Origin of the sequence: Providencia sp. PROV255 (genome assembly GCF_028478065.1) — a bacterium.
In the GTDB taxonomy this organism is placed as follows: Bacteria; Pseudomonadota; Gammaproteobacteria; order Enterobacterales; family Enterobacteriaceae; genus Providencia; species Providencia rettgeri.
The window spans coordinates 131,104-156,364 of the sequence record NZ_JAMPMI010000005.1; the positions used below are offsets into that span (position 1 = coordinate 131,104).

The window sequence follows — 25,261 nt, forward strand, 5'->3', positions numbered from 1 at the left end:
TTATTAATTAGTGGTTTTTTCTATATAAACTAAATATCTTACTGATTTAATGTGAAAAATATTCGTGTTGAATTTGTAGACAATCTGATGTTTTTTCGTTATTTAATAGATTAAGAGCTGAATTATAAAAATAGAATATAGATAAGTTTATGTAAAAAATAAAACTGCCAGGGGAAAGTATGAGTAACGAATTAATTGATGCATTTAATGTAATAAAATCTAAAAGATGGGTTGATTTGACACATAGCTTCGATAAAGATTCACCGCATTTTTTTATGTTTGATTCTGCTGAGTTTAAAACATTATTTGGTTATCCAGAGGGTTTTTTTGCACAGCAATTTACATTTCCAGGCCAATATGGCACTCATATTGATGCTCCTTGTCATTTTGTCGAAGGAATGCGTTATTTACATGAACTCGAATTAAAGGAACTTGTTTTGCCATTGATTGTTATAGACCAATCAGAAAGAGCAAAAGAAGATCCTAATTTTGCATTTTCTCGTAATGATATTCTCAATTTTGAAGCACAAAATGGCCAAATTGAATCCGGGAGTTTTGTTGCATTACGTACCGATTGGAGTAAACGTTGGCCATCACAAGAGCTTATGGATAATAAAGATGATGAGGGCAATAACCAAATACCGGGTTGGGGAATGGACGCTCTTAAATTTTTATTTGAAGAACGTGGAATAAAAGCTATTGGACATGAAACATTTGATACTGATGCAGCAAAAGATTTTCGAAAAAATAATGCATTACTCGGTGAGTATTATGTATTAGAGCAAGATACATACCAAGTTGAATTACTCGCTAATTTAGACCAAGTGCCCACACGTGGTGCCGTGATTTTTAATATTGTCGCTAAACCAAATAATGCCAGTGGTTTTCCTGTGCGTTCTTTTGCAATACTTCCATAGGAAATATAATTATAACCAATCTGCTAATGTAATAGCAGATTGGTTAAAACGGCTATAAAGCAATTATAATCCATGCAGCGGCTAATAGCATACACAATAGCGCGACAACTCCTCCAGATTTAGAAAATTCACCGAAAGAGATTTTTACACCATATGCCGCTGATTGTTCAACGACAATAATTCCAGCAAGGCTACCGAAGACCAGTAAATTACTTGAAAAGCCTGAACCCAATACAAGAGCTGCGCCTAATGAATCGGCATTACCATCAGGTGTTAAGAATGGGACGAGTAACATAACGGAGGGATTATTTCCAACGATAGTGCTTAGAACACCGGTCACTAAAAATAGGGCTAATGGATTATTGAGATCCACACCGTAGCTTCGTAAATCCGTTAATAATTGCTGAGGAAGGCCTGTGGCGGCAAAAGCAGCGTTAACAACAAATAACCCCATGATGAGTAATAGAAGATTACCGTCGACGAGTTTAAGCATATCACTCGAGGCAATGGACCGGTTTAATAATAAAAAACCAGCAGCAGTCAATGCTATAAGTTCTTTAGGAATATCAGTCACAATAAAGGCAATGATGACTGCGAAAGTAATAACACCAGCTTTTGCTGTCTCCCATACATTTAATGTTTCTTGGGTTTTTTGTGGGGAAGCTGCTAGCGTATTTTCTTTAGCCAAATACCAACGATTACGATATAACCAAACGAGTACCAACCATGTTAATGGTAAAGAAAGTAGGGCTGGTATTGCTGATGCCTGTAATAAGCCTACAAACGAGATATCGAGCCCTTGGGCTGCGATCATATTTTGTGGGCTACCAATTAATGAGCCGGCCGCGCCATTATTCGCCGCGAAACAAAAACCAAGTAAAAATGGAATTGGGTTTAAACCGCGAGATAAACTAATTGATACTAATAATGGTGTCATGGCGACAACAACAACATCGTTAGTGAGAAATGCAGAAAGAAAGCCACCGACAAGAATTAAAACCGCGAGTAATGTAGGGGGAGAAACTTTTAGCATTGCCACTCGGTTTGCGGTCCAACTATAAAAACCAGACACAACAAAAGAAGCAGAAACGACCATAAGCCCAAATAACATACCAATCGTTCGGTAATCGATAGCATTCCACGCATGAGGCGGTGTAATACTGCCGATAGCCATCATAGCGAGGGCGCCAATAACAGCAGCGCCCGTTCTATCAACTTTGAAGCCTGGTAGCTTACCAAAGCCCATTGCAATATAAACTAAAAGAAAAACAATAACGGTTAACGTCATGATATTCACATTTTAATTAAGAAAATTAGAGGTAATTTATCGATGAACACTCAGCGAAGCAAGGCTAAATAATGTATTGATAATAACATGTTGCAGTTAGCTCCATTTAAGATTGTCGCTAAAAGATAACAATAATGTAATTAAGAATGAAGTTTACAAATAGCGATAACAAGCATTGACCATAAGAAACGATAATCTGATTTGTTGCAGCATAAAAAGAAAAACAAAGAAAATACATTTGGTAATTTTATTACAAAATTAAAAAAGTATTTGGTCAGTTGAGAATTTGATAGCAGCTCATAGGATTAAAAAAGAGAAACTGAAAATTAATTGTGACAAAAGTCACTATTTAAAGATAAATAACGTTTTTTAATTTGTGATTTAAGTCACAAAAAATGGTTTTTTAGTGCAAAAAAAGATCAATGTAATTTAGTGACACGAGCTTTTTGTGAGCTTCATCAATATAAATATAGGGTGGACAGGGGGGTAATGGTGACTTTGATCACATAAAGGCCCACGTGGTGCGAATCTGATAAAGCTCATGCTAGAGTGAAAGTGTTGAAAAAATCACGGACGTTATTTGGCGATAACGTTACTACTTTATCATTCTCGTACCACGGGGTTCTGTCATGGTAACATCAAATATCAAATTAAAGGTACAGAATTTTGGGCGTTTCCTCAGTAATATGGTTATGCCTAATATCGGTGCTTTTATCGCTTGGGGATTAATTACTGCGTTATTTATCCCAACTGGCTGGTGGCCTAATGAGACATTAGCTCAACTTGTAGGCCCTATGATCACCTATTTACTACCACTATTAATCGGTTATACCGGTGGCCGTTTAGTCGGTGGAGAGCGGGGTGGAATAGTTGGCGCAATAACAACAATGGGTGTAATTGTTGGTGCCGACATGCCAATGTTTATGGGGGCAATGATTGCTGGCCCATTAGGCGGATATGCAATAAAACGTTTTGATTTGTGGATAGAAGGCAAAATTAAAACGGGTTTTGAAATGTTAGTGAATAATTTTTCATCTGGCATTATCGGTATGTTATTAGCCATTTTGGCTTATTTAGCGATTGGGCCTCTTGTTGCAGGGCTATCCAAGATATTAGCAGCCGGTGTATATGTGATGGTGGAGAATAATTTACTTCCACTCACGTCTATTTTTGTTGAACCTGCCAAAATCTTATTTCTTAATAATGCTATCAATCACGGTATTTTTTCACCACTAGGTATTCAGCAAGCATCAGAAACAGGTGCATCCATCTTTTTCTTAATTGAAGCCAACCCTGGACCCGGTTTAGGTGTTTTACTCGCGTATATGTTTTTTGGCAAAGGTAATGCTAAGCAGTCTGCGCCAGGAGCCGCAATTATTCACTTTTTTGGTGGCATCCATGAAATTTATTTTCCTTACGTCTTAATGAATCCTCGGTTAATTCTTGCTGTTATTCTGGGTGGAATGACAGGGGTATTTGTGATGAACCTTTTTCATGCTGGGTTAGTCTCTCCTGCATCCCCGGGCTCAATATTTGCAGTTCTACTGATGACGCCTAAATCATCACTTATCGGCGTTATTTTATCGGTCGCAAGTGCTACAGTTGTTTCTTTCATCGTTTCAGCTCTTTTATTAAAACGAACACGAATTGGTGATGATGATGAACTCGAGAGTGCGACGAAAAAAATGCGTAATATGAAAACGCAATCAAAGTCATCATCAGTAAATTCAATCAATAAAGATGCTTCTATCAATTTAGCTCAAGTGCACAATATTATTGTCGCTTGCGATGCAGGCATGGGCTCAAGTGCAATGGGAGCGGGGGTATTAGCCAAAAAAGTACGTGATGCTGGCTTGCTAGACATCACCGTCACTAATATGGCAATCAACGATTTACCAGAAAATGTTGATATTGTTATCACTCATAGGGATTTAACGCAAAGAGCGAAATCATTTGCGCCAAATGCAATCCATATTTCTTTAACAAACTTCTTAGATAGTCAAACGTATAATGATTTAGTCACGAATTTAATAGCTAAAAAAAATCCTAAGGCAGCTAATGATGGGCATTTAATTAAACAAACTATTGTTGCGGCTAATGATGAGTCATATGACATAACCGAACATGAAGAGGCTTTGTTTACTTTAAGTGCGAAGCACATTCATTTAAATCTGGCGGCAGAAAATAAAACCCAAGCTATCCGCTTTGTAGGGCAGAAGCTAGTTGAAGGCGGGTATGTTGAGCCTGAATATATAGAGGCTATGCTAGCTCGTGAAAAACTAACACCAACATATCTTGGAGAGTCTATTGCGGTACCTCACGGAACAATAGAAGCCAAAGACCGCGTATTAAAAACTGGCATTGTTATTTGCCAATATCCTAAAGGCGTACAATTTGGTGAAGAACCCGATGAAATTGCTCGCTTAGTGATTGGTATTGCAGCACAAAATAATGAGCACATTGAAGTTATTACACGAATTACTTCCGCTTTAGATGAAGATGGGGTCATTGAGCGTTTATGTGAAACCCAAGATGTTCAGGAAGTACTCGAAATTTTAGCGTCTCAAAGTGCAGCATAAGGAGAATAATAATGAAAGTCATTCATTTTGGTGCAGGAAATATAGGCCGCGGTTTTATTGGTAAATTATTAGCAGACGCAAATTCACAAGTCACTTTTACGGATGTCAATCAGCCATTAATTGACCAACTAGCACATCAACAATCTTATAATGTTCATGTTGTTGGTCAGGAAAATCGTATTGAGAAAGTCCAACACATTCACGCTGTTAATAGTAATGACCCTAAAACGATAGAGTTTATTGCAACGGCAGATATGCTTACAACAGCAGTCGGGCCTCAAGTGCTTGAAAAAATTGCCTCAACGATAGCTAAAGGCATTATTCATAGAAAATCGTTGGGAAATAACCAGCCACTCAATATTATTGCATGTGAAAATATGGTGAGAGGAACTAGCCAATTAAAGCAACATGTATTGGCTCAATTGCCTGAAGAGTTACATCAATGGGTTGAGCAGCATATTGGTTTTGTAGACTCCGCAGTTGACCGTATTGTTCCTCCGATGGAGGCAGCGAATGATGACCCGCTTGATGTTACCGTCGAATCCTTTAGTGAGTGGATTGTTGACCAGACACAATTTGTTGGTGATATTCCTATTATCGAAGGAATGGAATTAACGGATAATCTAATGGCATTTGTTGAACGTAAGCTATTTACGTTAAATACAGGCCATGCAATAACAGCTTATCTGGGACAATTATATGGATACCAAACAATTAGTGAAGCGATTGGCGATTTGAGGATCCACACTATTGTTAAATCGGCAATGAAAGAAAGCGGGCAAGTATTAATTCAACGTTATGGCTTTGATTCGAAAATACATAATCAATACATAGATAAAATACTGAGCCGCTTTGCGAACTCATATTTAAAAGATGATGTTAGCCGAGTAGGACGACAACCTATGCGAAAATTAAGTTCAAATGATCGCCTAATTAAGCCGTTATTAGGTACATTTGAATATCAATTATCACATGAAAATCTGATCATAGGTATTGCAGCTGCATTGCATTTTAGGTGTGAAACTGATCCCCAAGCAAATGAAATGGCAAAGTTAATTGCAGACAAAGGACTTACCCAAACGGTCATTCAACTTTGTGGAATAGAGCAATATCCAGAGGTAATTGATAAAATTTGTACTCAATACCAGTTAATGATGTTGAGTAAAAAGTAATATTACGGATAATGGGTTAATTATTGAGGTTCAATCACTTTATGGCTACCTACTATGTGAAAGCAAGTAATATAGCCATAAAGTGATAAAAGAAGCTAATATGGAAAATAAACAAAACATTGAAAATCAAATTCTTGAGCGGTTGAATCAACGACCAGAGGTGCACTTATTTGTTCAAGATGTCGTTATTTTAATTTCACAAGCTATTGATAAATTAATGTTAAAAGTTTTCAGAAAGGATGACTATGCAGTAAAATATGCAGTTGAGCCTCTTTTAACTGGAAATGGCCCATTAGGGGAGTTATCGGTTCGTTTGAAACTCTTATTTGCGTTAGGGGCTATTTCTCGTGAAACCTATGAAGATATAGAATTATTTCTTGCTTTGAATGAGTCATTATCTGCAGAAAAAATAAATATAAATTTTACGGATGATGAAATTTTAGGCAGTATTAAAATGCTTCATTGTATGGAACCATTACCAGAAATGATGAGATTTAATCAGCCGGAAGATCTTATTGATAATCAATTAATTGAATTGCAAAAACACCGTTTTCAGCAAATGATCAAATCTTCATTGATATTGTCTGTAACAGCCTTAATTACCCAAATTATCGAAACGGATGTATTTTAAATCGGTTATCCTATCATCTCTATTTTACTGTTTACTTATCGAGGTAAATATGTTTGAAATAATACGTTATTAGCCGAGAATCAGCAGAGTATCGAATGAATATTATTATTGCACATGAAATAACCACCGAAGATAAAGAAGAGTTACTTGCAGGGTTGCGTAGTTTTAATACTCAGTTTTTAAATGCCGACCGATTTGGTTCATTAGGAATTTATTTTAAAAATGATGATGGTGTGATGCTTGGTGGTTTACTTGCCTCAGTTAAGGCAAATTGGTTATGTATTGATTATTTATGGGTTAGTGAAAGTGCCAGAAATGATGGATTAGGGCGTGAATTGATGTATACCGCTGAACGGGAAGCAATAAAATTAGGTTGTATTCATAGCTTAGTTGACACATTTAGTTTTCAAGCCTTACCATTTTATGAAAAATTAGGATATGTGAAACAAATGTCATTACCTGACTTCCCGGAGACAGGCATGCAACGACATTATTTAACTAAACGTGATATATAAAAAGTACCTATAAATTATGGCATGATCGGTTTAGTCGATAAATATTGTGCTGCATAATGAGGTAGGCGAGCCTTTAATTTATCAATTGTTATTTCAGCAATGACACCACTTGTCGGTACTAACTCGTTTGTTTCAACGAAAATATTCTCTGAACAAAAGAACTGATTAGATGAGAATGATTTTTCTGGTGAAGTAACTAATAGTTTGCTCTTAGTCCTATTGATAAAGCGATTAGAGAAAACTAGATAATTTTTAATATTAATAGATTTATCTTCAGTATCTACAAAATTTTGCCAATAGCTAATTAAAGCGTCAGATAAATAATTATTAAAAATGAAGGTGTCTTGCATAATTAGCCATTTGTCATCGACATTGTCATAGGGGCGTGCATTAAAAGAAATGTGATTAAGATAGTTACCAGCAAATACGAGTCCTTTTGCATTACGAAACTTTAATTGACCGGATGGCTTATCATCTTTTGGCCAGCCAGAGAAATAATTTTGAATAACTTCAACTTGTTCATACTGTTTAATATAAATACCATGATCACGTTGTATATCATCTTTATCTGTTTTAGGATTGTAGAGAAAGATTTGGTCACTACCTGAAATAAAGTTTTTACGAAATATCCTTTTTTTGAGATTACTCGTCGAATACCAACCGGAAACAAATTCACCTTGGGCATCATCAAAAGATATTAATTTTTTATCTCTTAAACTTAAAAGTGTGGTGAGCAGTATCTGTGTTTTTTTATCAAGCCATGGTGTTGCTAAGTTAATCTCATCGACCGAACCTAAAAAATTTTGTTCAATTAATAAACCGGAACTATTACCATAAGTACTAAGACCAACTCCTGCATAGTTACGCCCACGCATAAAAACATTACCATTTATTGTATAGAAATGACTAGAACAGGTCAGTTGCGCTGTGCTGTATTCGGTTATTGTGTTAATAAATACATTATGGCTAATACGAATTGCAGATTTGTGTCCATAAAAATGTATTCGAATATTGTCAAAGATTATGTTCTCTATGTTTATATTTGACACTTTTGTTCTGTAGGTACTATCACCGAACATAACCGATTGTCCTTTGGGATTTAAACAACGAAAAATTGTGCCTTCTATCGAACCCAATAAGGAATTATAAGATGTTAATAATACATCGCTAGCAAATAAGTAAGTACCGGCAGGGAAATAAATACCTTTATGAGAGGTGTTACTTTCTTTAAGTAAACTTAATATCGCCTGACTTAAATCTTTATCTGTATTTGGTAATATACCTGCATCTTGTGCATTGATATAGCCATCCGGTGTGTCATTGCATGTGGGGCTTTGATTTATCATGTATATATCCTATCGACGGTTTTATTGTGGGGATATGAATAGTGTCACTTATAATTATCTGGTACTTAGCTATAAAACTAGTCATAAGGGGTATAAGTATATTTTTTTATCAATAATTCAGCAATGTAAATTAAAATTAGCGTGATCTACATTGTTTTTAATGCATTGATATTTATGTTGAAATCATTTTCAATGTATTGTTATGAATAATATTTTTAATTTTTGGTTCATCGGCATGGTTATTATGTAAATCTATCATTCGCAGTTTGATTATTAATAAATGAAGGTAAAATATGAAAATTTGTATTATAGGGACGTCCGGGGCAGGAAAAACAACATTATCTGCCAAGCTAGCCGATGAATTTAATACGCCTGTATATGGCTATGATGAAATTTATTGGAATAAAACTCAGGCAGAATATATCAAAATCCTCAACCTATTATTAACGCATTAGTCTTAGAGATAACATCTAAAAAAGAATGGATTATTGAAGGTGCTTACGATAGGCGTTTAACTCCCTTTTTTCATGACTGTACGTTAATTATTCGCTTAAATGTACCTTACCATATATGTGCCTTTAGAATCGTAAAACGATACCTTGCATCTAAATTTACAACGATAGGGCCCAAAGAGACATTTTTCAATACAGTTGAGTTACTACGCTTTGCAAAGCAATTTGATAAGCAGCTTGATGATTTCTTTGCACAAAATCCTTTATTTTCTTCTAAAGTCATCATTATAGATAATTCCAAACAATGTATTGGTACGATAAAAAAACATTTAGAATAAATAGGGTTCAGTGGCCTGTCCGGCTCTTACAGTATAAATAATTTTAGCAATAACTTTATTTGTACATCTATCAGTTGGTTTATGCTCTCTAAAGGCTGTTTTTGCTTCATCTCTTTTCTTCTGGTATCGGCTAAATAAATTTGCCCATAAAAAATACTATATACATGAGTACTTAGATTCCGCTAGAAATTACTAGACCTTCTTGGAAGTAAAAATAATTAATCAATTCTCGTATAAAAAATAAAATAACATTCAAGCGGCCAAGTCATTTCAATCACTCAGAATGGCACTCAATCAGTTGGTAGGAGGAGGGATCATTAATTAAAAGTGACTCATTTTTAATTAAATATCTATTAGCATTTTTGCTTATAACGAATTGAGGCGGGGGGATTTTACAATCCTGTTCATCAATAATAGATGCATTAAATCCTGTGGCTATTTCTTTTAATGTATAATTCCCCTGGCAAGAATATAATTCTTGCCAGGATGAAATAGTTAACTTAGCCTCATTGTTAAATTTAAATTTTAGATTAATAAGTGTATTAACATCATTATTTGATTTTTTCTCGGAATAGTGTAAATAATAGCAACCAATGGTTTTAGTTGCATATGCACAATTTAATATAATGAATGAGAATAATGCACTAATAAATAGAAGGTAACTCATTTTTGATTCATTCATCGATGATAACTAGTATACATAGCGTAATAGCAGAAAGTAAGTTAGCACTGTGTTAATTAACCGATTAATAAGCATTTTGACGAACATTAAAGGGTTGTAAAATCCTATTCCAGATTTCAATCATTTGTTATATTTGTCTTAATAATGAATTCTAAAGTTTCTTTAAACATTTCTTTTCTATCTAAATTTATAGAATATTTAGGCACTGTACCGTCATCGTGCCCGCCCTCATAATCCATTGATGGCGTACTTTTCCATTTATTGCTAGATTTGAGTAACGTATATTTGCGCTTATCGCCATTCATCTCAGTAGAACGGTTGTCGTCAGACAGAATCGCCCGTATCTTTATGTTTTAAGTTAGACCCCATAATGCTAGGTAAAAAAATAACAGGAACCACTTTGGTTGCAGGGACATAAAGGTGGGCTTTGGCGTTCCGTGATTGATGTTCAGTCGTACATTCCCAAGAAATCCGTTTTTTCACATCAAATTGACAAAAATGGTGCTGGATATTTTCGCCTTGTTCATCCTGACTCATTGTATTTTCTTCAAATTGAGCATGCCGATGATTGATTTGATATTCCCACTTATACTCAAATACATTTATTTATGAAAAATAAGGCGAGAATGATGGCAATATCGATGAGCAATTTATCGAGTGATAGGGAATTATTTATTTTGCTGAATCAATGCATATCGGTTCAATAGTTGTTTAAAGTGAGTATCAATACGTTGATATTCTGATTCAGGTACAGTGCCTTGCGCTTGTAATTGTTCTAGTTGGCGTAGTTCTTCTTCGAGTGGCAACCCTTGATTAAAATGTTGACGTGCATTAAAAATAATCGTTTTTAATTCAGACCCAGTGATATAGCTGCGAGGTTTACCATCGAGACTGTCTAAGCGCGTACTGAGATTATTTAACTCTGACATTCCTTCAGACCACTGTTGGAGTTTATCGCGAGATGACGCATTGATTTGCATATTTTGCTGCCATTTATCGTTTAACGCACTGACTTCTTGCCGTTCACCATATTGCTTCGTGAGGTAACTCACCATGCTTAATCCATACTGTTGAGACCAAATTGGGGAGACGGACTCTAATTCTACGAGGTAGTTATCGATTACCTTGAGTTTTTCAGGAGAAAAACTATTCGGTTGCGCGGCATTAGGTTGTAATTGTTGCTCAAGAATTGAGGCAATATTCGGCGTAAAGTCAGGTAACTGGGGTAGCGCTTGCGCTAAAACGTGGTTATTGATTTGCGGGTGTAACACATATAAAGTTCCTGCACACAGCGCGCCTGTGAGCACAATACCGAAAGCCAGACCCACACAAATGCCTTTGCGGTAAGAAGGCTTGGTCGGTGTCGGTGTACTGATAGTGGCATTGGCCTTGATGGAAATTGGCGTTGCTGCGGCACGGGCATGAAATGATGATGGTGAGGTTTTCGGCAATTGCAGCGGCGTTGGTGGAATAAAACCACTATCGGGAACATCGGTATTTTCGAGCTGCTTGGCTTGAGTGGTGAGCAAGTTTTGCAGTCGTTCCAGCTGAGTGAGGTGTTTGAGCTCTAATGTTTGCAGCAACTGTCCAATTTGGTTGAGCGTCGCTTCAGTTTGATACAGTGCTGGCAGGTCTGCATAAACAGGTGCATGGGCGCGTAACCCTGTCATGAGTTGTTGGCTCAGCGTTGCGAGGATCTCAACCCGGGCATGGGTCTGTTGTGGCCATAATCCTTGCCAGTGGCGGCTCAGTAAATGTTGGAGTAAAGATAAGCCTTCGTTTAATCCCGCAATGCCATTTTGATGCTGGCGGATCAGGGTAAACCATGCGCAAGTTTGTAAATCAGCGCCATTTTGGTTGAATAAGGACAAACATAGCCCATGAGCTCGAGCCCAGTCAACATCAGGGCGGGCAGGGTGGAAGCGTTTGTTTAACTCGTCTTTAAGGGCAGAGAAATCAGTCAGGGTGCGAGGGTCGCCACCAAGGCGTAATGTGTTTAAATCTGGGGTCATAGTCTTCTCACGCTATCGTCGGTTAAATCGTATCGAATTGTTTTTTCAGATGGTGGACGAGAATGCGTCCATCCGGCATAAACTCAGTGCCATAACGGATTAACCCTTGCTCATGTAATTCAACCTCAAGGGCGTAATGGAGTGCCCCAAAGCTATTTTGCGGTAATAACACTAAAGAGAGTGATTTGATACGGGGCTCATACTTGAGTAACGTTGCTGATAAAATGGTCATCATATTGTGAGCGGTACCGGGGAGACCTTGGATCATTTTACTCATATCGGGGAGTCCGTAGTCGGGAAGATGTTCGATGCTACCCGCTCTGGCGTTGAGAATGCGGCGAATATTGTCCATCACGGATACCATCACTTGGTCATGTTCTGGGATAGCATCAATATCTAATCCTCCCGCAAAATACCCCGTCAACATTTCATATAATGAAGGCTGGGACATGCTATTTTTCTCCAAGTGGTTTCAAGGTCATGGTGTTATCCGCGAGGGTGAGTAAGCGTGGATCATCGGGTAATAACCGCTTTTTGGGAATCACCACGCGCCAGTCGTCGGTGATAAGGTCAGGGTGATGGAACATTACGGCAACGGCAACAAATTCAGCACCGTCCTCAAGGGGCATATCAAGAGAAATTGATTCGCCAGGGCGAATTCGCAGGTCTTTTTGTGTGACTAATGAGGATTTGAGTACTTGGCTATCTTTAGCGAAAAGGGTGGCATAGTCGCTTTCAACAAAGCTTTCAAAGTTTTTTAGTTGATAAACACGGATAATCGTTGATAGCGAAGCGCCAGTATCGTCAGTATTGAGTGCTTCGCGTGCCACGAAATCAAGATGGACGACTTTCACTTGCTTATAAAATATCGCGTTTGCTGCACTGCGAGTGCCATCGCTGACCATTTGAGTAAGTCCGCATCCAGTGAGGTTTAATGCTGTCAGAAGCACCAATGTCTTGCCGCAAAATGACAATAAAGGGAGTTGTTTCATAGGTGAGTCCCAGAATTAGAATCGATAATTAGCATAATGTGAGGGCGGCGTAGAGTGTGATGTTGCCGATAACCGCTGATAGCGCCCCAAATTTAAGGTAATAATGTGTTCTCGGTGAGGGGCATTAGGCGCCAATGTGCCCATCGCGGCGGTACGTCCCAGTTGAACACCTTGGCGAGATTGCGTGCTTAACGTTGCGTTAGGGAGCAACTTTCTGGGTAATTTGAGACAAAGACGGGCATTGACTCTTGACCCTAGGTAAACATGCAACAGCGCCATTAAATCTTGATACAGTTGTCCGTCAGGCAACCAATTGCGGGCTTCATTAAAGTTATCTGTCTGTAAGGTAATCAAAATTTGGCTGTTTATATCGGTAGAATACTGACCTAAAACAGGCTTGTTGGTTAAGGTCATCGGTGTTCTGCAGGATAACCCTGTTTGAGTGGTTTGCTCAATGCGTCTTGGGTCATGAGGCTTGATGTTAACTTGGGTATCAGGCGCGAGTAATTTAACTAATGATATAACCCCTTCGGCGGTACGAGTTGGAAAACGTAGCGTACCCAGTAATGCGAGAAATCGGGATAACGGAGCTTGTATATGTTGCGCCGTGCCAGGTATACCTAAGCCAATTAACCCATATAAATACTGGGAAGTTTCGTCTTCACCTCCCGCTAAAAATGTTGCAGGGTAAGAGTATTTTCGCCAAATACGATAAAACTGCGTCGTCAGTCGGTGGTTAAAAATATCTAAAAAATCGGTAAGAGACTCGGTTCCCTCACGTCGTTGTGCAATGTCATCAAGGTAGGTTGTCGGTAGCGGGGAAGTGACACCATATAACCCTAAAAATGTCGTTCGAATACTGGGTGTGTTGCTATCTCGGTAGCGGTCTTCAATGTCGATACCTTTAATTTCGGTGACAGGAAAACCCATCCCACGATGGGGACGAAACCGGATAACATCTGTTTTCGGGTCTTGGGTGCTACCGAGTGGCGGGCGCTGTTTATTACTCTGTTCTAGCAGTTGGCAAAACCGATAGAAGTTAACCAGTGGTAGACGCTCCCCTAGTGCATCAAAAAGCTGATTTACTGAGGATGATTCTCTGTCCATGTGAGGCTATTTCCTTTTGGTACAATATGGAGAGTTAATTGGTTAAATAGATGCACGTCGGTATAAAGCGCGAAAAAGCGATTGAGCATTTCACCAAAGAGATGAATATCACCTTCACCGTTAAATCCGTTGCTATCAAGGGTGATATCGATGGCAATACCACGCTGTAAAAAGCCTTTTTCGAAGCGCTCAATAAGATGCTGTTCAACGTGGATCATGGCATCGAGTTTGCGGCTGTTTAGATCATCATCTCGCCAGTCATAGAGTGCCAATGTGCCACGTAATACTTCTACGTTATCCATCATATTGAGGAAGCTAGCGCCAAGGTGACTGAGGACACGCCAATGGAACCGATCTTCTGCAGGGGGATAGCACGGCAGGGTTGGCTTACATAAATTACGAACCTGCAATTGGGTTTGTAGCGTTTCTTCGGTTCTGTCGAGCAATGTACTTTGCAGCGCTTTGCGTGGAAGTTGTCCGTTAGTGCCGGTTAATTGTAAAGATAAGGTTTCACTTTCAAGGGTAGCGGTCGGTTGTTCGCGTTCTCCCCCTAAAATCAGCCATGTATCATGTAACCCACTGACACCGCGCTTAACACGAGTGTGGTAGTAGTGTTCTGGCGCATTGCGGCGCAACATGCCGCCTCTGTGGCGGAAGCTGCTGAATGGAACATAGTGAATGTGTTCATCTCGTCTTGTGCCATGAACCGTATCGACAGCATAAATTTCGGTGTGCCCATCTTGTAGGCGACGGGGACGCAGTAAATATTCACTTTCTAACCCGTTAACGGTGAGTGGGTCAGCTTCAATATTGAATAAGTTGATCACCGGAACGCTGTGCAGTTTTAGGTTATCCGTACTTAATGGAATGTCGCTATCCCATAGCGTATCAAGCACAATTTCGAGTTCAAAATGACTCAATCCTTCAGGTAATTGAATTTCACCGAGCCCGTTTAAGTTGACGAAAAAAAATTTTTCACGGAAAGAAAAATACTCCAGTAATAGCTGGTAGCCGCTGAAAGTGCTATCACTTTTAGGCCACAGTTGGTCTTCTTCAGCAAAGCCCCCCGGGGAAAACCAAAGGGGTAAACGAATACGATCAGGGGACGATGGCAGGCGAATATAGGTGGCTGCAACTTGCTTAGTCAGCGCTAAATGGAGTGCATAGGTCGTTGGAACGTCACCAGAGAGATAAAAGGAGAGTGCATTAAGTGCGGTTTGTTTCCAGTCAGCGAGCTTCGCACAATCGAACTGCAAACGAATTACGGAACGGCCATCAGGCTCTGTGGTTAAATTAACGGTTGATAGCACAATGGGATTGAGCGTTAAGTCTCGCGTTGTGCGATAGCGGCAGACGGTCTTTTTGGGACCAATCGGGCGCGAAAGCACTTCAAAGTTAGCAGGGATCACCGATGAGAGTTTCATATCGTGAATATCTGGCGCGAGTTCAACGACAGAAAGCGATGGAATGGTTTGTAGATAATGAGGCCAAAGTAGGCTAACTAACCCTTCTGTTAACTCAGGTAAATCATCATCAATTTTTTGGCGCAATTGCCCCATGGAGAAGGCAAAACCTTCAAAAAGTCGTTCAACAAAAGGGTCAGGAATGCCCACTTTGTCTAAATCTAATAACGCCGCACGATCGGGGTGAGCTTGAGCGAATTCTTTAGCTGCTTCACGCAGATATCGCATCTCCGCATCATAATAGCGAAGGGTTAAATCATCCATTTGTGTGGTTCTCATTGATTAATTTAGGGGTAGAGTACTAAGGCTCGCACAGGATCTAATCGTGTTAGTTGAGCCAGTAACTCAGACATCTGATGATGCAGTTCAGCTTTGTCAGGCGTATTACGCTGCGTTTTCCCTCGCAACAGTTGCAATTGGCGGGCTTTAACTTCAAATAACGAGTGTGGTTCCCAATCAGCGAGACGCATCTGCTCAGCACTGTGGTCTAATTCACGAAGTAAATTCAGTGCCAAATCATAACGAGCAAATTGTTCGGCCACTCTTGCCATCACTAATTGCAGCAACCATTTTTGACGGGGTGTTTGGATATTCGGACGTGACATTAACCAGGCTAATGCGGCTTCAACGCCTTCAGTGTCAGCTTGAGTTAACGCTTCTTGTTCTAACGAAAATATTGAGTCGTTATCATCGTCACTTGTGCCACGAACAGGCATGTGATGGAGAGACTGAATATTCTCTTCTAGAATATGCTGTTTAATCCACGCTAATGTGACTTCATCAGCGAAAGGTGTGCCATCTTCCCAAGCGAGATTTTCTAAACCCGGCAAGCGAAGTAAGAACTGCTTTAAATCAGAAGCAATCACCTCTGCCCAGCCGTCCCACGGCGCAGGGGATTTACTCAATGCCTGATGCAAATACCACTGCACATCTAACCAAAAATGGTTAACGCCTTCTGCAAACAATCGATCAGCTTGCTCGGTGAGTTCGAGCCAATTTTGTTGCAGATATAAACGTTTTAGCTGCGCTTTGGCATCTGAGCGTGGTGGGGCTAATCGAGTACAACCTTGCTGATTTTGTGGTGGCGATTGGTGCAGGGTATCCCAACGGACAGATTTCATCAGCCGGTGACCCGACAGCCAGCCGTTCGGTTGATTACGCAGATAATTGGCGAGTACTTTGGCTTGATCAAGTAATTCTCGACCAGACTGAATAGGCGTGATAGCGCTGATACCCGATGATATCTGTTTCGTTGAGATATTTTCTGTTGATTTAATATTTTGTGGAACAACACTATTCGCACCACCAGATTGTGCAAGTCGATTTTCTAATGCGCGTAGTAGTGGTGCAAGATTAGGACGGTTTGCTTCATCCCATGTACTAAATTCATCCACAATCGAACTAAGTAACGCCACGATACGTGCGAATTCGTTACTATCCACTTCAGGATAAAGGGATAAACTGTCGATAACCCGTTGACCCGCCAACCATTCAATGGCCGACTTTCGGCTATTTGGGCGATTTGGTAGCAAGTCATCATGGTAACGGTGGAGTAACCCTGCCAGTAATCCTAATCCATCGGCTAGGCCCGTTTCACCTTCTTGATGCAAGCGTGCCCAAACGTAGTAAGTGATCACGCGTGCGTCTTTACAGACATGAGTTAAGAGATTTTCGGCAAGTGTACAGATTAATTGTGTATCTGAGCCTGATAGCTTGTTGACTTCTTCTTTCATGCGTTCGAAGTCATCGTCATAGCCAGGGTCTTCCCCAACCGGATTTTCAGCTGTGATTGGCAATAACCAGCGTTCCCATAACACGACTTGTTGTTCCACTAATTGATTAGCGACAAGCGGATTTCCGGTAAAACAGGCTGTGCGTAAGGCAGTTAATAAAGGCATAGGTGATGTCCTATCGAGGCTAATCCAAGAAGATTTTTTCAGGTAGCACAAAGTTACGTAGTTTTAATAGCGCCAGTGGGCCTTGGCCCATTTCAGTACGCAGTTGGTAATTGAGTGTATTGCCAGCTGGCGTGGTCCATGACACGGTATAGCTACTGGTGCTTCCTGCATAAGGCGCGACATTGGCTATCTCGAGTAAACGGATTAACCCCCAGACACCAGGATGATCGCCATAGAGTCGGGTACCGGTGGAGGTCGTCATCCAAGACAATGAGGCGCCTGACGCGACGGTATCGGCAGGCCATACAAACCGTTGCCATTGAGGGAATTGGTTATCGTAGGTGAGGTTTTGCTTATCGATCACCAGTATCGTTTGCATCACTTGTTTACTGGTGCCTGGGCGCATTTCGAAGTATAGGCGAGCTTCTCCGTTTGCGAACGCAACATCGCCTAGCTCACTCAAGGTATTCATCGCCTGAATAAACTCAGGGTTAAAGCGTAAGCCTTGAGCATTCGTGCTATTGGGTACCCAATGGTTGCCTTCTTTGCGTAAGACACCTTGCAAGCGTGTTTCTAAGAAACGCTGAATACGTCCACTATCAGGGCGAAGATATTGTGCCATCAGAGGCAAAGAAATATCGCTTTGCGTATCTTTCAAGGGATAGCGACCACCAAAGGCATTATTCCATTCATTGACAATCGCATTTTGCCATTCGCTATTGATCCCTTGAGCGGTAGGTGTGAGTAGCTGTTGCCATGCCTGAGTCATGGGCTCCACCAACAGTGCATCGCCAAAAGGTTGCCACTCTTGCCCAAAACTGGCGGCAATCAAGCTCCCCATATCCCGCGTTTCGGCAAAATCGACACTTTTACCTTCTAGAATACTTTGTGCGAAGGCTTGGGACATGGCTTGTGGGTCGGGGGCATTCACCACTTGCTGAAGTTTTAAGCGCACACGAGTAATACGGGTTAAATACGCTTGTAAACTCAGATTATCACCGGTTTGTGAGGTGGCTTGAGGATCAACAAAGTTTAGGATAGGACCAAACGTCTCTTCCAATGGCCCCGTAAAATCGGCTTTTTGGTTAATCACCGGTTTTTGTTCTTTGTTGAGCAGCTCTTTTGCCGAATTAACAAACGAGTCGGCCAGTTTTTCTGCCTGACGTCCGGTTTTCCCTTGGTAGGCGAGGGTATTCATCAGGGCAATGACCGGGGACTGGCGAACATCGCTCATTAATGTGAGCTGGTCAATAGTATCGGACAGGCTGTCGGTCTGTCGCCATTGCAGGCTGTTTAAAAAATTTAACCAGCTACTTGAAAAATCGGCAAAATAACGCTCGGTGAGTTGCTGTTTAAGTACGTCAGGCGAAATCTCTTGGCTAAGTTCATGCTGGTTGTCGCTCAATACCCAGTCAATTTCATTGCGACGGGATTCAACCACTTTTTTGATGGCGGGTTGAATGGACTCTTCCCACGCTTTGCGGGTAAAAATGCCCGGTACAAACTCTTCTGTCGTCAATAAAAAGCTAACATCAGTATCGTTTGTCATGTCATTGAGGGTCATATCCGGAAATTGGTTCTGTGCCTGCAAAAGCACTTTTTGGTATAACGAAGCACTTTCGCTGCGTTGGCCGATTTGTCGAATGAGTAAGGTACGGCTTTGATTAATCAGGTTATTGTTAGCCGATAATTGCCAGCCAGGGTGCTTTGGTAGCTGCTGCGCGTAGAACATGAGCAACTCTTTGCCGAGGGTTTGCCATTCACCTTCGTTCATTCCTTGTGGGACGGGGAGGGTCGTGAGCACGCTATCAGTAAAAAACGCCGGATCCATGCGTTCAGGGGTACTCATCATGAGATAAGTTTTTAAATCTTGATATGCACGTTGTGTCGCTTGGCGACGCTCATCACTGTTTGGCGATAATTGTGTATAGGCTTGCAATCGTTGCTCAAGTTGTTGACGGATATTATCTCGCAGAGGAGGGAGTACCGTCTGCTGATACAACGGCCATAAATGCGCTAATAGCGGCTCATTGCTATTCAAGCCAAAATGCAGCCAAAAAGGCACTGAGTTCTGTTCCCGATGAGTTAACAGCCCAAGAGTTTGCTGAAAATCATACTGAGCTTTGAGGCGTTCAGTTTCCGGCAATTGGCTGTTAGCGGCGACGCTCGCGCTTTGGTAGCTCTCTTCGATAAGCTGGCGATTGGCGAAATAAGAGACAATCATGCCTGCACCCCACAAGGTCATGGCGGTAGCAGCACCATATTGAACGAGACGTTTTTTGTCAAAGCCTAAAGAGGCAGGCTGTAAACCGGATGCCAGTTCAGATTGCACATTTAACCAGCTTTGCCAGCGCGTATCGGGGTGCCAACTATTGGGTAAACGTTGCTGATTTAACGGATTGATAGAAGGGCTAAATGCGATGCCGGAAAAAGGCAGCGTACGTAATTGGGTATTGAGTGGCGCTAATGCGGTCGCAAGCTGCTGGCTGCCCCCGTTTTGTAGAAATTGGGCTAAGGCGAGTAGATAGGTGTGTTTCTGTTCGCGAAGTAATGCTTGGGTTCCGTTGATCACAAGTGCGGGGATCAGGCTTAACAAGCTAGGTGATAACGCCTCGGCTGGCATATTTTGCTCTATCATGCAGAGGATAGAGGGCGTTTCAACCGCACTGAGGGATTGTTGGTCACTGACACTCCATACCCAAACTGGTGCACGCCAACCTAATGCTTGGAAGAGGTTTTGGATTGCACGCCCTGCGTTATGGGCTGTTGCGGTATTGAGGTTAGTGAAAGTGACGCTGTTGTCTAAAAGCTGGGAAGAAATGCTGTTTTCTGTCACCCAAATCACACCATCGAGCGGACGACGTCGGCGTAGGTGTTTGAGGGTCTCTAGTCGCTCTGAGTCGATGGAGCTGCCAATATCGCCACCGTAGATGAGTAGGGTGCCATCACACTCTTGCCAGATTTCTTGAGTCAGGCTAGGGGCCAGTTTTTCGACGGCGGAATGGGAGCCGAGGAGATAAATAACAGAAATTTTATGTAAACCAAATCGACCATATACTTGTATTAGAGTCTGCAACATTTCATTCGACGTATTATTATCATTGGCTTTTTTTAACCATTTATATTTATGCAAAAATGGCGCTATTGATGAAAGCGATATTCGGCGAATGAAGAACAAATAGACAGGGGCAATTAATAGTAGAATGAACCAAGAAATAATTGAATATAGAAAAATGGATTTATCAGAATATTGGGTCGCAAAATAGTCATTTCCGGATAAGGAATAAAAAGTGCCAGCTAAAATCACGATTACAGTGATTGCAAGCAAATAGCCAATAATTAATGCACTTATTGGGGTTTTGGGGCTTATTTTATCTTTGCTCATGACGGGAAATAACTCCAGCAAGGTGTCTATTGTCAATGATGTTCGACGTCCATCCACAAGAGTCGACATTATTCTGTATGCAATGGATTGTTGATTGAGAAATAGCTAGAAAAGGAGAAGACCGAGTGACTCCACCGTAGTATGAAAAAAGAACATTATCGATACAGTTCCAATCGGTAGAAGCGAATGCAATGGCACTCTCACTATCCATGGAAATGGTCAGGTTAGGAGCCGTTGTTAAGTTTGCATATCGCTTCAAGTGGGTTGTTAGATTAGTAATATCTTCATGATGAGCATCAATGGTTTCACAGCGATGAATAGCGTAATTTCCCATATTTCCAATTAACCAAAGAAAACCGCTTTCGGATTGAATCACATGCTCTGATTTATCAAACAGATTTGTTCCAGCAATGATTAGCTGTTCGTTATCACCATAATGCTCATAATGATTGTCTATAATATCATCGAGGTCATCAATGGAATGGATGATATTCCTATCGATAGGAGTATTACTATATAGCCCATTAAATAAATTCAAGAAAATCGCTAGCGTTGATTCGGTTCCGAGCCAGTAAATACGCTTAATATTTAAATTTGAGTTCATGTGTTTAAACTTAAATTCATTAAATAATAGTTTGGCGAGCATTTCATCTTTGTTTTTTTGATGACCTATTAAAATGGGGCATCGAATAATTTGTTTTTCACCATTAATTTCTGGAGGCGGAGGGTCTATTCTATTATGGATTAACATCTGCCAAGTCATTTGATTGCTACCCAAGCAACCAATAATGATAGTATCTATAATAGGTAAGTATTTTGATTGATATTCCCACCACATACTTTCATCTTTTTCAATTGATTCAAGGTGAATATTTTTATGATAGGTGCGTATTTGGTAAATAAAGTAATAAATAGAAAATATCAGTAGATAAACAAGAGCAGGTAAAATTAAACCAGTAAACCAAAAAAGTGTGGTTTTATTTGGTGTGCCTTCAGGCCAAAAAATATTAGTGATGAGTAAGAATAAAGAAATGATAATAAGGATACCTTGTCCCCACCGTTTCCAATTGATCGGAGGGACATTGGGGGGGGCAGGGTAGTAAGGGGGCATTCTCATGGTTTAATGTTCATCATTGCAAGGGAGCTGACCAGCGTGCAACCGCATGCACAGCGATGACCGTCTAATGCGACGGGATTGCCATTCATGGATGAGCCTGATGTTCCTTCTACGATAGTGGTGTGCCCATGACGGTTGCATACCGCGCTATCGCCAACACAGGCAACGGGTTTACCAAAGGCAAGGTATTTACCTGATAGCACGCTTCCGCCATAAGGCTTTAATGTATCACCAACACGAATAATGTTTTTCATTACAATGACCCTACCTTTAATAGTTTATTAGGTTCAACGGATTGACTAAGGACATCAATGATCCCTCGTGAATAGTTATAAGCAGTTTGAGCTTGTGTAATTTTAAATACGTCACTGGTATCTTGAGTTGGCTGAAATAATTCAGAGGCATTATCAATAAAAGGAATGCTTAAGCCAGTAGCTATATCAACCACCTCATATTCCAATGAAAGTAGTCCGACGGTGCCGCTAACGCCGCCAAGTACACCTTTGACATCTTTTTGTCTAACCGTATAAATGACACCGCCAACAAGAGTAGCAACCCCAATTAATTGCCCGGCAAGCGCAATGGGTGACAGTGATTTATTGGTTTCATTACCAGAATAGATCATTCTATAGCGAAAATATCCAGCCCACGGCTCACGAGTGCCTAGCTCAAAATGCATAAACCAAGCACGAGAATCGTGAATTTGGTCGTCAAATAATGCACTAACAAGGAGTAAATCAGGTGATGTTTTAACAGGGAAACCGTGTCCGCTATCATAAATACTATCCCCTGACTTTTTCATTCGATCATATTCAAGGCGTTCATCATCGGAATTGAGTAAATACATTGTGTATTTAAATAATGTATCAATAGGGAAGTCGAATGTGCCGGTATGTTGGCGAATTTTTCCGTCATAATCGTGTTTAAATTCGGTAGCTGCTTCTGATATTTGGGTTTTATCGCGTTTGCTTTCGAAAAGAGGTGGACCAGTTAAATTATCAAATCCAAAATCAACAGGCTCCAAACGTTTTTCGTTCGTCTCTACATCTATCACTTCGTGTGTAATGATATTACCTCTATCATCAGTCACTGGAGAAGAAAACCCTTCTTTACCCATGGCTTTGGCTTTCTTTTGTAAATCAATTTTGTGTTTCTGTTCAGTTGAGTTTTTGGCTTTCTCATCTTTAATATTTTTTACTGAACTATCGCTTTCTATTGGCCACTCTTCTGAACTTTGGTAAAAAGGTAAACCGAGGTAGCGTCCTTTTGCATAGCGATCAATGCGCCATGCAGTCATCCAAGCCATTTGGTTTTCAATGATTTGTTCTAAATGGGAGCCCAGTTTTTCAGCGGTATATTCAATTGGGGGATTTCCCGTATTACCTAGCTTTAATGTAATAGTGCGCCATGCGTTAAATCGGGCGACTAGGACAGGGTTAATTTTAAATAACTGTGCTGTTTTAGGCTCCATGGGAGGAACTTGCGGAGTGTTATCAATTTGGAGGGGAAGAGCCTCTGTAGTGGCAGTGCACAGGGGGGCTCCGGCCTTAAAAGCTTCTGCATACATATCGTGCAGAACAATCTGTGACAGCAGGTAATCGTCCCCTTCACGGGCTTTTCCTTGGTCATTCTGTGGGTAACCACCACCCACGTCAGAATGCATTCCTGGGTATACCACTTCCAGTGTATGGGGTGGGTAGGCTCGGTGCCCTTTGCTAAAGCCTTCTTTAACTTGCGGCCGACGTACCGTATCAAGTGGAAAACATAGTCGTTGCTCATGAGCAGCAACAAAATGACGGCAGCAACGTACAAACTCAGGGTAGCGTTTTTCATCGGGTAATTGTTGAGTATCATTTGCCCAATCAAAATGTCCCGTAAATGCGGGAACTAAATGTACAATACCGACGGAGGGTACTGTATCTAAAATGCCTAAAAACTCGATGGATAATGGTACGTTAGCTAGAGTTTGTTGAGGTAACAACGCATTTTTCTCGGTATCTAAGTCAAATAACTGCGAAACCCAATGGATAAATGCCCGCGCTTCAGCTGCTCCCCGTGAAAAACCGTAAACATATAATTTAATAGCTAGCGCTTTCGGTTTTTGACTTAACAATGCGTCAATTTTCTCGGTCTCTAACAGATTAGCAATCACCTGTTTTCGGCCACTCTTGCCATCTAAAGGCCAGGTAGTCGCCATTTTCTCTAAGGACTTCTTTAGGGTGCCATTAGGTATTTGTTCTTTGCCCGCGGAAAGGTAAAGGGTATTGATCAACATCAATAAGGCCCAATTAATGCGGTTTTCTCCCCCCGTAGCATAGGTTAGACCACTACTGGAATAGTTATATTCGCCAATTTCGGGAAATGCAGTGCCTACGCCGGGCATATAATATTTAAAATATTCACGCATTTTGATTTTAGGTTTTTTATCATCGCTGTAAGTGGCTTCAAACAGTCTTGAAATATTAGTAGGATGGGGGGGACTGGCAATATCAAGGTCATTTTTTTTGTTATTGTTAGTGCCATCAAAAAAGAAACTAATATGCAAGGTTTTGCTACAGCTTGGGCCTAAGTTGACATTATGGCGTTGGTTATTTTCGATGTTAAAAGTGATTTGTTCTTTTTGGCGCAGTAGATAGTTAGCCTCTAGTTGTTTACGTGAAAGCTCTAATCTACCATCCAAAGGGAACTCAGGAGGACCCCAAACAGGTTGTGCGTTGGTTATTTCGGACATACGGCAGGCTCCTTCATATCAACCGGTTCGTTAATGGGGTAATCATCAGAACCATAGCTTTTACAAGATGTGGTCACTTTAACTTGGTTACAGGGCAAAAAATGTACATCTAAGCCGCAGGCCGTTTTACTGTCATATTCTGGGATCGGCACACTGACTTCATGTTGGGTACTGTAGCGTTCTAGTTCAGCCTCCCACCGCTTATAGGCTTCTACTTGACTAAATTTAGGCATTGGCGACAGTTTACTTTTATCCAAACTTTCCCATTTTATTCTGGCGTGAAGACCGGGCGCCCATTTTGCGGGGAGTAGAACGCAGCATTGAACTCCACCGACGCTGGCACTTGAGCCATTCACCGAAAATGAAGTAATGCTGCCTTGTGTATGGTTAAAGCCACTTAAACCCGCTGCCATGGGCTGGTTTTTGCTATCAGCGAGAGAGCAACCCGATAGTATTAAAACCAGCGTATAGAGAATGGTGGGAATCGTTCCGTGTAGGACAAATGAGCGAAAGTGATTTATTTCGGACATACGACAGGCTCCTTCATTTTTAGATATTTATTAATAGTGCGTTATAAGCCGAGGAATTGCACTTAATGTAAGGAAAGTGGTTCATTAGTTTGTTCATTCTATGGAA

The 25,261-nt window shown here is 40.7% G+C and carries 21 protein-coding genes; 6 read left to right on the plus strand and 15 right to left on the minus strand.

Annotation, left to right across the window (positions count from 1 at the left end; genetic code table 11):
• The first annotated feature begins 179 nt into the window (after positions 1-179).
• On the plus strand, positions 180-917 hold the full coding sequence (locus PR725_RS04350; RefSeq protein WP_109911502.1) for a cyclase family protein: 738 nt from the start codon (positions 180-182) through the stop codon (positions 915-917).
• A 52-nt stretch (positions 918-969) separates the two neighbouring features.
• On the opposite strand, the gene PR725_RS04355 is transcribed toward PR725_RS04350, so the two are convergent.
• On the minus strand, positions 970-2,205 hold the full coding sequence (locus tag PR725_RS04355) for an SLC13 family permease (protein ID WP_004912534.1): 1,236 nt from the start codon (positions 2,203-2,205) through the stop codon (positions 970-972).
• A gap of 629 nt (positions 2,206-2,834) precedes the next feature.
• Here PR725_RS04355 and PR725_RS04360 point away from each other — a divergent pair.
• The 4 genes from PR725_RS04360 (at position 2,835) to PR725_RS04375 (ending at position 7,102) form a co-directional block, all read left to right on the plus strand.
• Positions 2,835-4,784, plus strand: coding sequence for a PTS mannitol transporter subunit IICBA (locus PR725_RS04360; RefSeq protein WP_272567749.1), 1,950 nt, complete (start codon positions 2,835-2,837; stop codon positions 4,782-4,784).
• An 11-nt stretch (positions 4,785-4,795) separates the two neighbouring features.
• Complete coding sequence (locus tag PR725_RS04365) at positions 4,796-5,956, plus strand: mannitol-1-phosphate 5-dehydrogenase (RefSeq protein ID WP_272567751.1); 1,161 nt, start codon at positions 4,796-4,798, stop codon at positions 5,954-5,956.
• Positions 5,957-6,056: 100 nt separating this feature from the next.
• A complete protein-coding gene (locus PR725_RS04370) occupies positions 6,057-6,587 on the plus strand; it encodes an MltR family transcriptional regulator (protein ID WP_004912528.1) in 531 nt (176 codons plus the stop codon).
• A gap of 95 nt (positions 6,588-6,682) precedes the next feature.
• On the plus strand, positions 6,683-7,102 hold the full coding sequence (locus PR725_RS04375) for a GNAT family N-acetyltransferase (protein WP_109911505.1): 420 nt from the start codon (positions 6,683-6,685) through the stop codon (positions 7,100-7,102).
• A 14-nt stretch (positions 7,103-7,116) separates the two neighbouring features.
• On the opposite strand, the gene PR725_RS04380 is transcribed toward PR725_RS04375, so the two are convergent.
• Entirely contained in the window at positions 7,117-8,448 is a 1,332-nt protein-coding gene (locus PR725_RS04380) for a glycosyl hydrolase family 28-related protein (RefSeq protein ID WP_272567754.1), read from the minus strand.
• A gap of 293 nt (positions 8,449-8,741) precedes the next feature.
• On the opposite strand from PR725_RS04380, the gene PR725_RS04385 reads away from it, so the two are divergent.
• Positions 8,742-8,903 (plus strand): AAA family ATPase, encoded by a 162-nt coding sequence (locus PR725_RS04385; protein ID WP_231136474.1) that lies wholly within the window; start codon positions 8,742-8,744, stop codon positions 8,901-8,903.
• 609 nt (positions 8,904-9,512) lie between these two features.
• Here PR725_RS04385 and PR725_RS04390 read toward each other — a convergent pair.
• The 13 genes from PR725_RS04390 to PR725_RS04450 form a co-directional block, all read right to left on the minus strand.
• Entirely contained in the window at positions 9,513-9,920 is a 408-nt protein-coding gene (locus tag PR725_RS04390) for a hypothetical protein (protein WP_004912519.1), read from the minus strand.
• A gap of 324 nt (positions 9,921-10,244) precedes the next feature.
• A complete protein-coding gene (locus tag PR725_RS04395) occupies positions 10,245-10,457 on the minus strand; it encodes a hypothetical protein (protein WP_181937046.1) in 213 nt (70 codons plus the stop codon).
• A 131-nt stretch (positions 10,458-10,588) separates the two neighbouring features.
• Positions 10,589-11,932, minus strand: coding sequence for a VasL domain-containing protein (locus tag PR725_RS04400; protein WP_109911507.1), 1,344 nt, complete (start codon positions 11,930-11,932; stop codon positions 10,589-10,591).
• A 22-nt stretch (positions 11,933-11,954) separates the two neighbouring features.
• Positions 11,955-12,383 (minus strand): type VI secretion system baseplate subunit TssE, encoded by a 429-nt coding sequence (tssE, locus tag PR725_RS04405; protein ID WP_004912512.1) that lies wholly within the window; start codon positions 12,381-12,383, stop codon positions 11,955-11,957.
• 1 nt (position 12,384) lies between these two features.
• Entirely contained in the window at positions 12,385-12,924 is a 540-nt protein-coding gene (gene tssJ / locus PR725_RS04410; protein WP_004912506.1) for a type VI secretion system lipoprotein TssJ, read from the minus strand.
• Between the two features lie 15 nt (positions 12,925-12,939).
• On the minus strand, positions 12,940-14,031 hold the full coding sequence (tssG, locus tag PR725_RS04415; protein ID WP_109911508.1) for a type VI secretion system baseplate subunit TssG: 1,092 nt from the start codon (positions 14,029-14,031) through the stop codon (positions 12,940-12,942).
• Positions 14,007-15,758, minus strand: coding sequence for a type VI secretion system baseplate subunit TssF (gene tssF / locus PR725_RS04420; protein WP_110732018.1), 1,752 nt, complete (start codon positions 15,756-15,758; stop codon positions 14,007-14,009). Before tssF ends, tssG begins: the two co-directional genes overlap by 25 nt.
• Positions 15,759-15,781: 23 nt before the next feature.
• Positions 15,782-17,392, minus strand: coding sequence for a type VI secretion system protein TssA (tssA, locus tag PR725_RS04425; protein WP_110732017.1), 1,611 nt, complete (start codon positions 17,390-17,392; stop codon positions 15,782-15,784).
• Positions 17,393-17,411: 19 nt separating this feature from the next.
• On the minus strand, positions 17,412-20,777 hold the full coding sequence (locus tag PR725_RS04430) for an ImcF-related family protein (protein ID WP_272567765.1): 3,366 nt from the start codon (positions 20,775-20,777) through the stop codon (positions 17,412-17,414).
• The gene (locus tag PR725_RS04435) at positions 20,764-21,894 is read right to left on the minus strand and encodes a hypothetical protein (RefSeq protein WP_272567767.1); all 1,131 of its coding nucleotides are present in this window, start codon (positions 21,892-21,894) and stop codon (positions 20,764-20,766) included. Before PR725_RS04435 ends, PR725_RS04430 begins: the two co-directional genes overlap by 14 nt.
• Positions 21,891-22,148, minus strand: a complete 258-nt coding sequence (locus PR725_RS04440) for a PAAR domain-containing protein (protein WP_117162412.1) — start codon at positions 22,146-22,148, stop codon at positions 21,891-21,893. Before PR725_RS04440 ends, PR725_RS04435 begins: the two co-directional genes overlap by 4 nt.
• Positions 22,148-24,625, minus strand: a complete 2,478-nt coding sequence (locus PR725_RS04445) for a T6SS phospholipase effector Tle1-like catalytic domain-containing protein (protein ID WP_117162411.1) — start codon at positions 24,623-24,625, stop codon at positions 22,148-22,150. Before PR725_RS04445 ends, PR725_RS04440 begins: the two co-directional genes overlap by 1 nt.
• Positions 24,613-25,155, minus strand: a complete 543-nt coding sequence (locus PR725_RS04450; RefSeq protein ID WP_117162410.1) for a DUF3304 domain-containing protein — start codon at positions 25,153-25,155, stop codon at positions 24,613-24,615. Before PR725_RS04450 ends, PR725_RS04445 begins: the two co-directional genes overlap by 13 nt.
• Between the last annotated feature and the right edge of the window lie 106 nt (positions 25,156-25,261).

Bases quoted from the DNA above. Each gene is read 5' to 3' on its own strand.
- PR725_RS04355 (WP_004912534.1), bottom strand. From the start codon at position 2,205: ATGACGTTAACCGTTATTGTTTTTCTTTTAGTTTATATTGCAATGGGC.
- tssE (WP_004912512.1), bottom strand. From the start codon at position 12,383: ATGTCCCAGCCTTCATTATATGAAATGTTGACGGGGTATTTTGCGGGA.
- PR725_RS04360 (WP_272567749.1), top strand. From the start codon at position 2,835: ATGGTAACATCAAATATCAAATTAAAGGTACAGAATTTTGGGCGTTTC.
- PR725_RS04440 (WP_117162412.1), bottom strand. From the start codon at position 22,148: ATGAAAAACATTATTCGTGTTGGTGATACATTAAAGCCTTATGGCGGA.
- PR725_RS04390 (WP_004912519.1), bottom strand. From the start codon at position 9,920: ATGAATGAATCAAAAATGAGTTACCTTCTATTTATTAGTGCATTATTC.
- PR725_RS04445 (WP_117162411.1), bottom strand. From the start codon at position 24,625: ATGTCCGAAATAACCAACGCACAACCTGTTTGGGGTCCTCCTGAGTTC.
- tssG (WP_109911508.1), bottom strand. From the start codon at position 14,031: ATGGACAGAGAATCATCCTCAGTAAATCAGCTTTTTGATGCACTAGGG.
- PR725_RS04450 (WP_117162410.1), bottom strand. From the start codon at position 25,155: ATGTCCGAAATAAATCACTTTCGCTCATTTGTCCTACACGGAACGATT.
- PR725_RS04430 (WP_272567765.1), bottom strand. From the start codon at position 20,777: ATGAGCAAAGATAAAATAAGCCCCAAAACCCCAATAAGTGCATTAATT.
- PR725_RS04375 (WP_109911505.1), top strand. From the start codon at position 6,683: ATGAATATTATTATTGCACATGAAATAACCACCGAAGATAAAGAAGAG.
- tssF (WP_110732018.1), bottom strand. From the start codon at position 15,758: ATGGATGATTTAACCCTTCGCTATTATGATGCGGAGATGCGATATCTG.
- tssA (WP_110732017.1), bottom strand. From the start codon at position 17,392: ATGCCTTTATTAACTGCCTTACGCACAGCCTGTTTTACCGGAAATCCG.
- PR725_RS04395 (WP_181937046.1), bottom strand. From the start codon at position 10,457: ATGAGTCAGGATGAACAAGGCGAAAATATCCAGCACCATTTTTGTCAA.
- PR725_RS04365 (WP_272567751.1), top strand. From the start codon at position 4,796: ATGAAAGTCATTCATTTTGGTGCAGGAAATATAGGCCGCGGTTTTATT.
- PR725_RS04385 (WP_231136474.1), top strand. From the start codon at position 8,742: ATGAAAATTTGTATTATAGGGACGTCCGGGGCAGGAAAAACAACATTA.
- PR725_RS04370 (WP_004912528.1), top strand. From the start codon at position 6,057: ATGGAAAATAAACAAAACATTGAAAATCAAATTCTTGAGCGGTTGAAT.
- PR725_RS04435 (WP_272567767.1), bottom strand. From the start codon at position 21,894: ATGAGAATGCCCCCTTACTACCCTGCCCCCCCCAATGTCCCTCCGATC.
- tssJ (WP_004912506.1), bottom strand. From the start codon at position 12,924: ATGAAACAACTCCCTTTATTGTCATTTTGCGGCAAGACATTGGTGCTT.
- PR725_RS04380 (WP_272567754.1), bottom strand. From the start codon at position 8,448: ATGATAAATCAAAGCCCCACATGCAATGACACACCGGATGGCTATATC.
- PR725_RS04350 (WP_109911502.1), top strand. From the start codon at position 180: ATGAGTAACGAATTAATTGATGCATTTAATGTAATAAAATCTAAAAGA.
- PR725_RS04400 (WP_109911507.1), bottom strand. From the start codon at position 11,932: ATGACCCCAGATTTAAACACATTACGCCTTGGTGGCGACCCTCGCACC.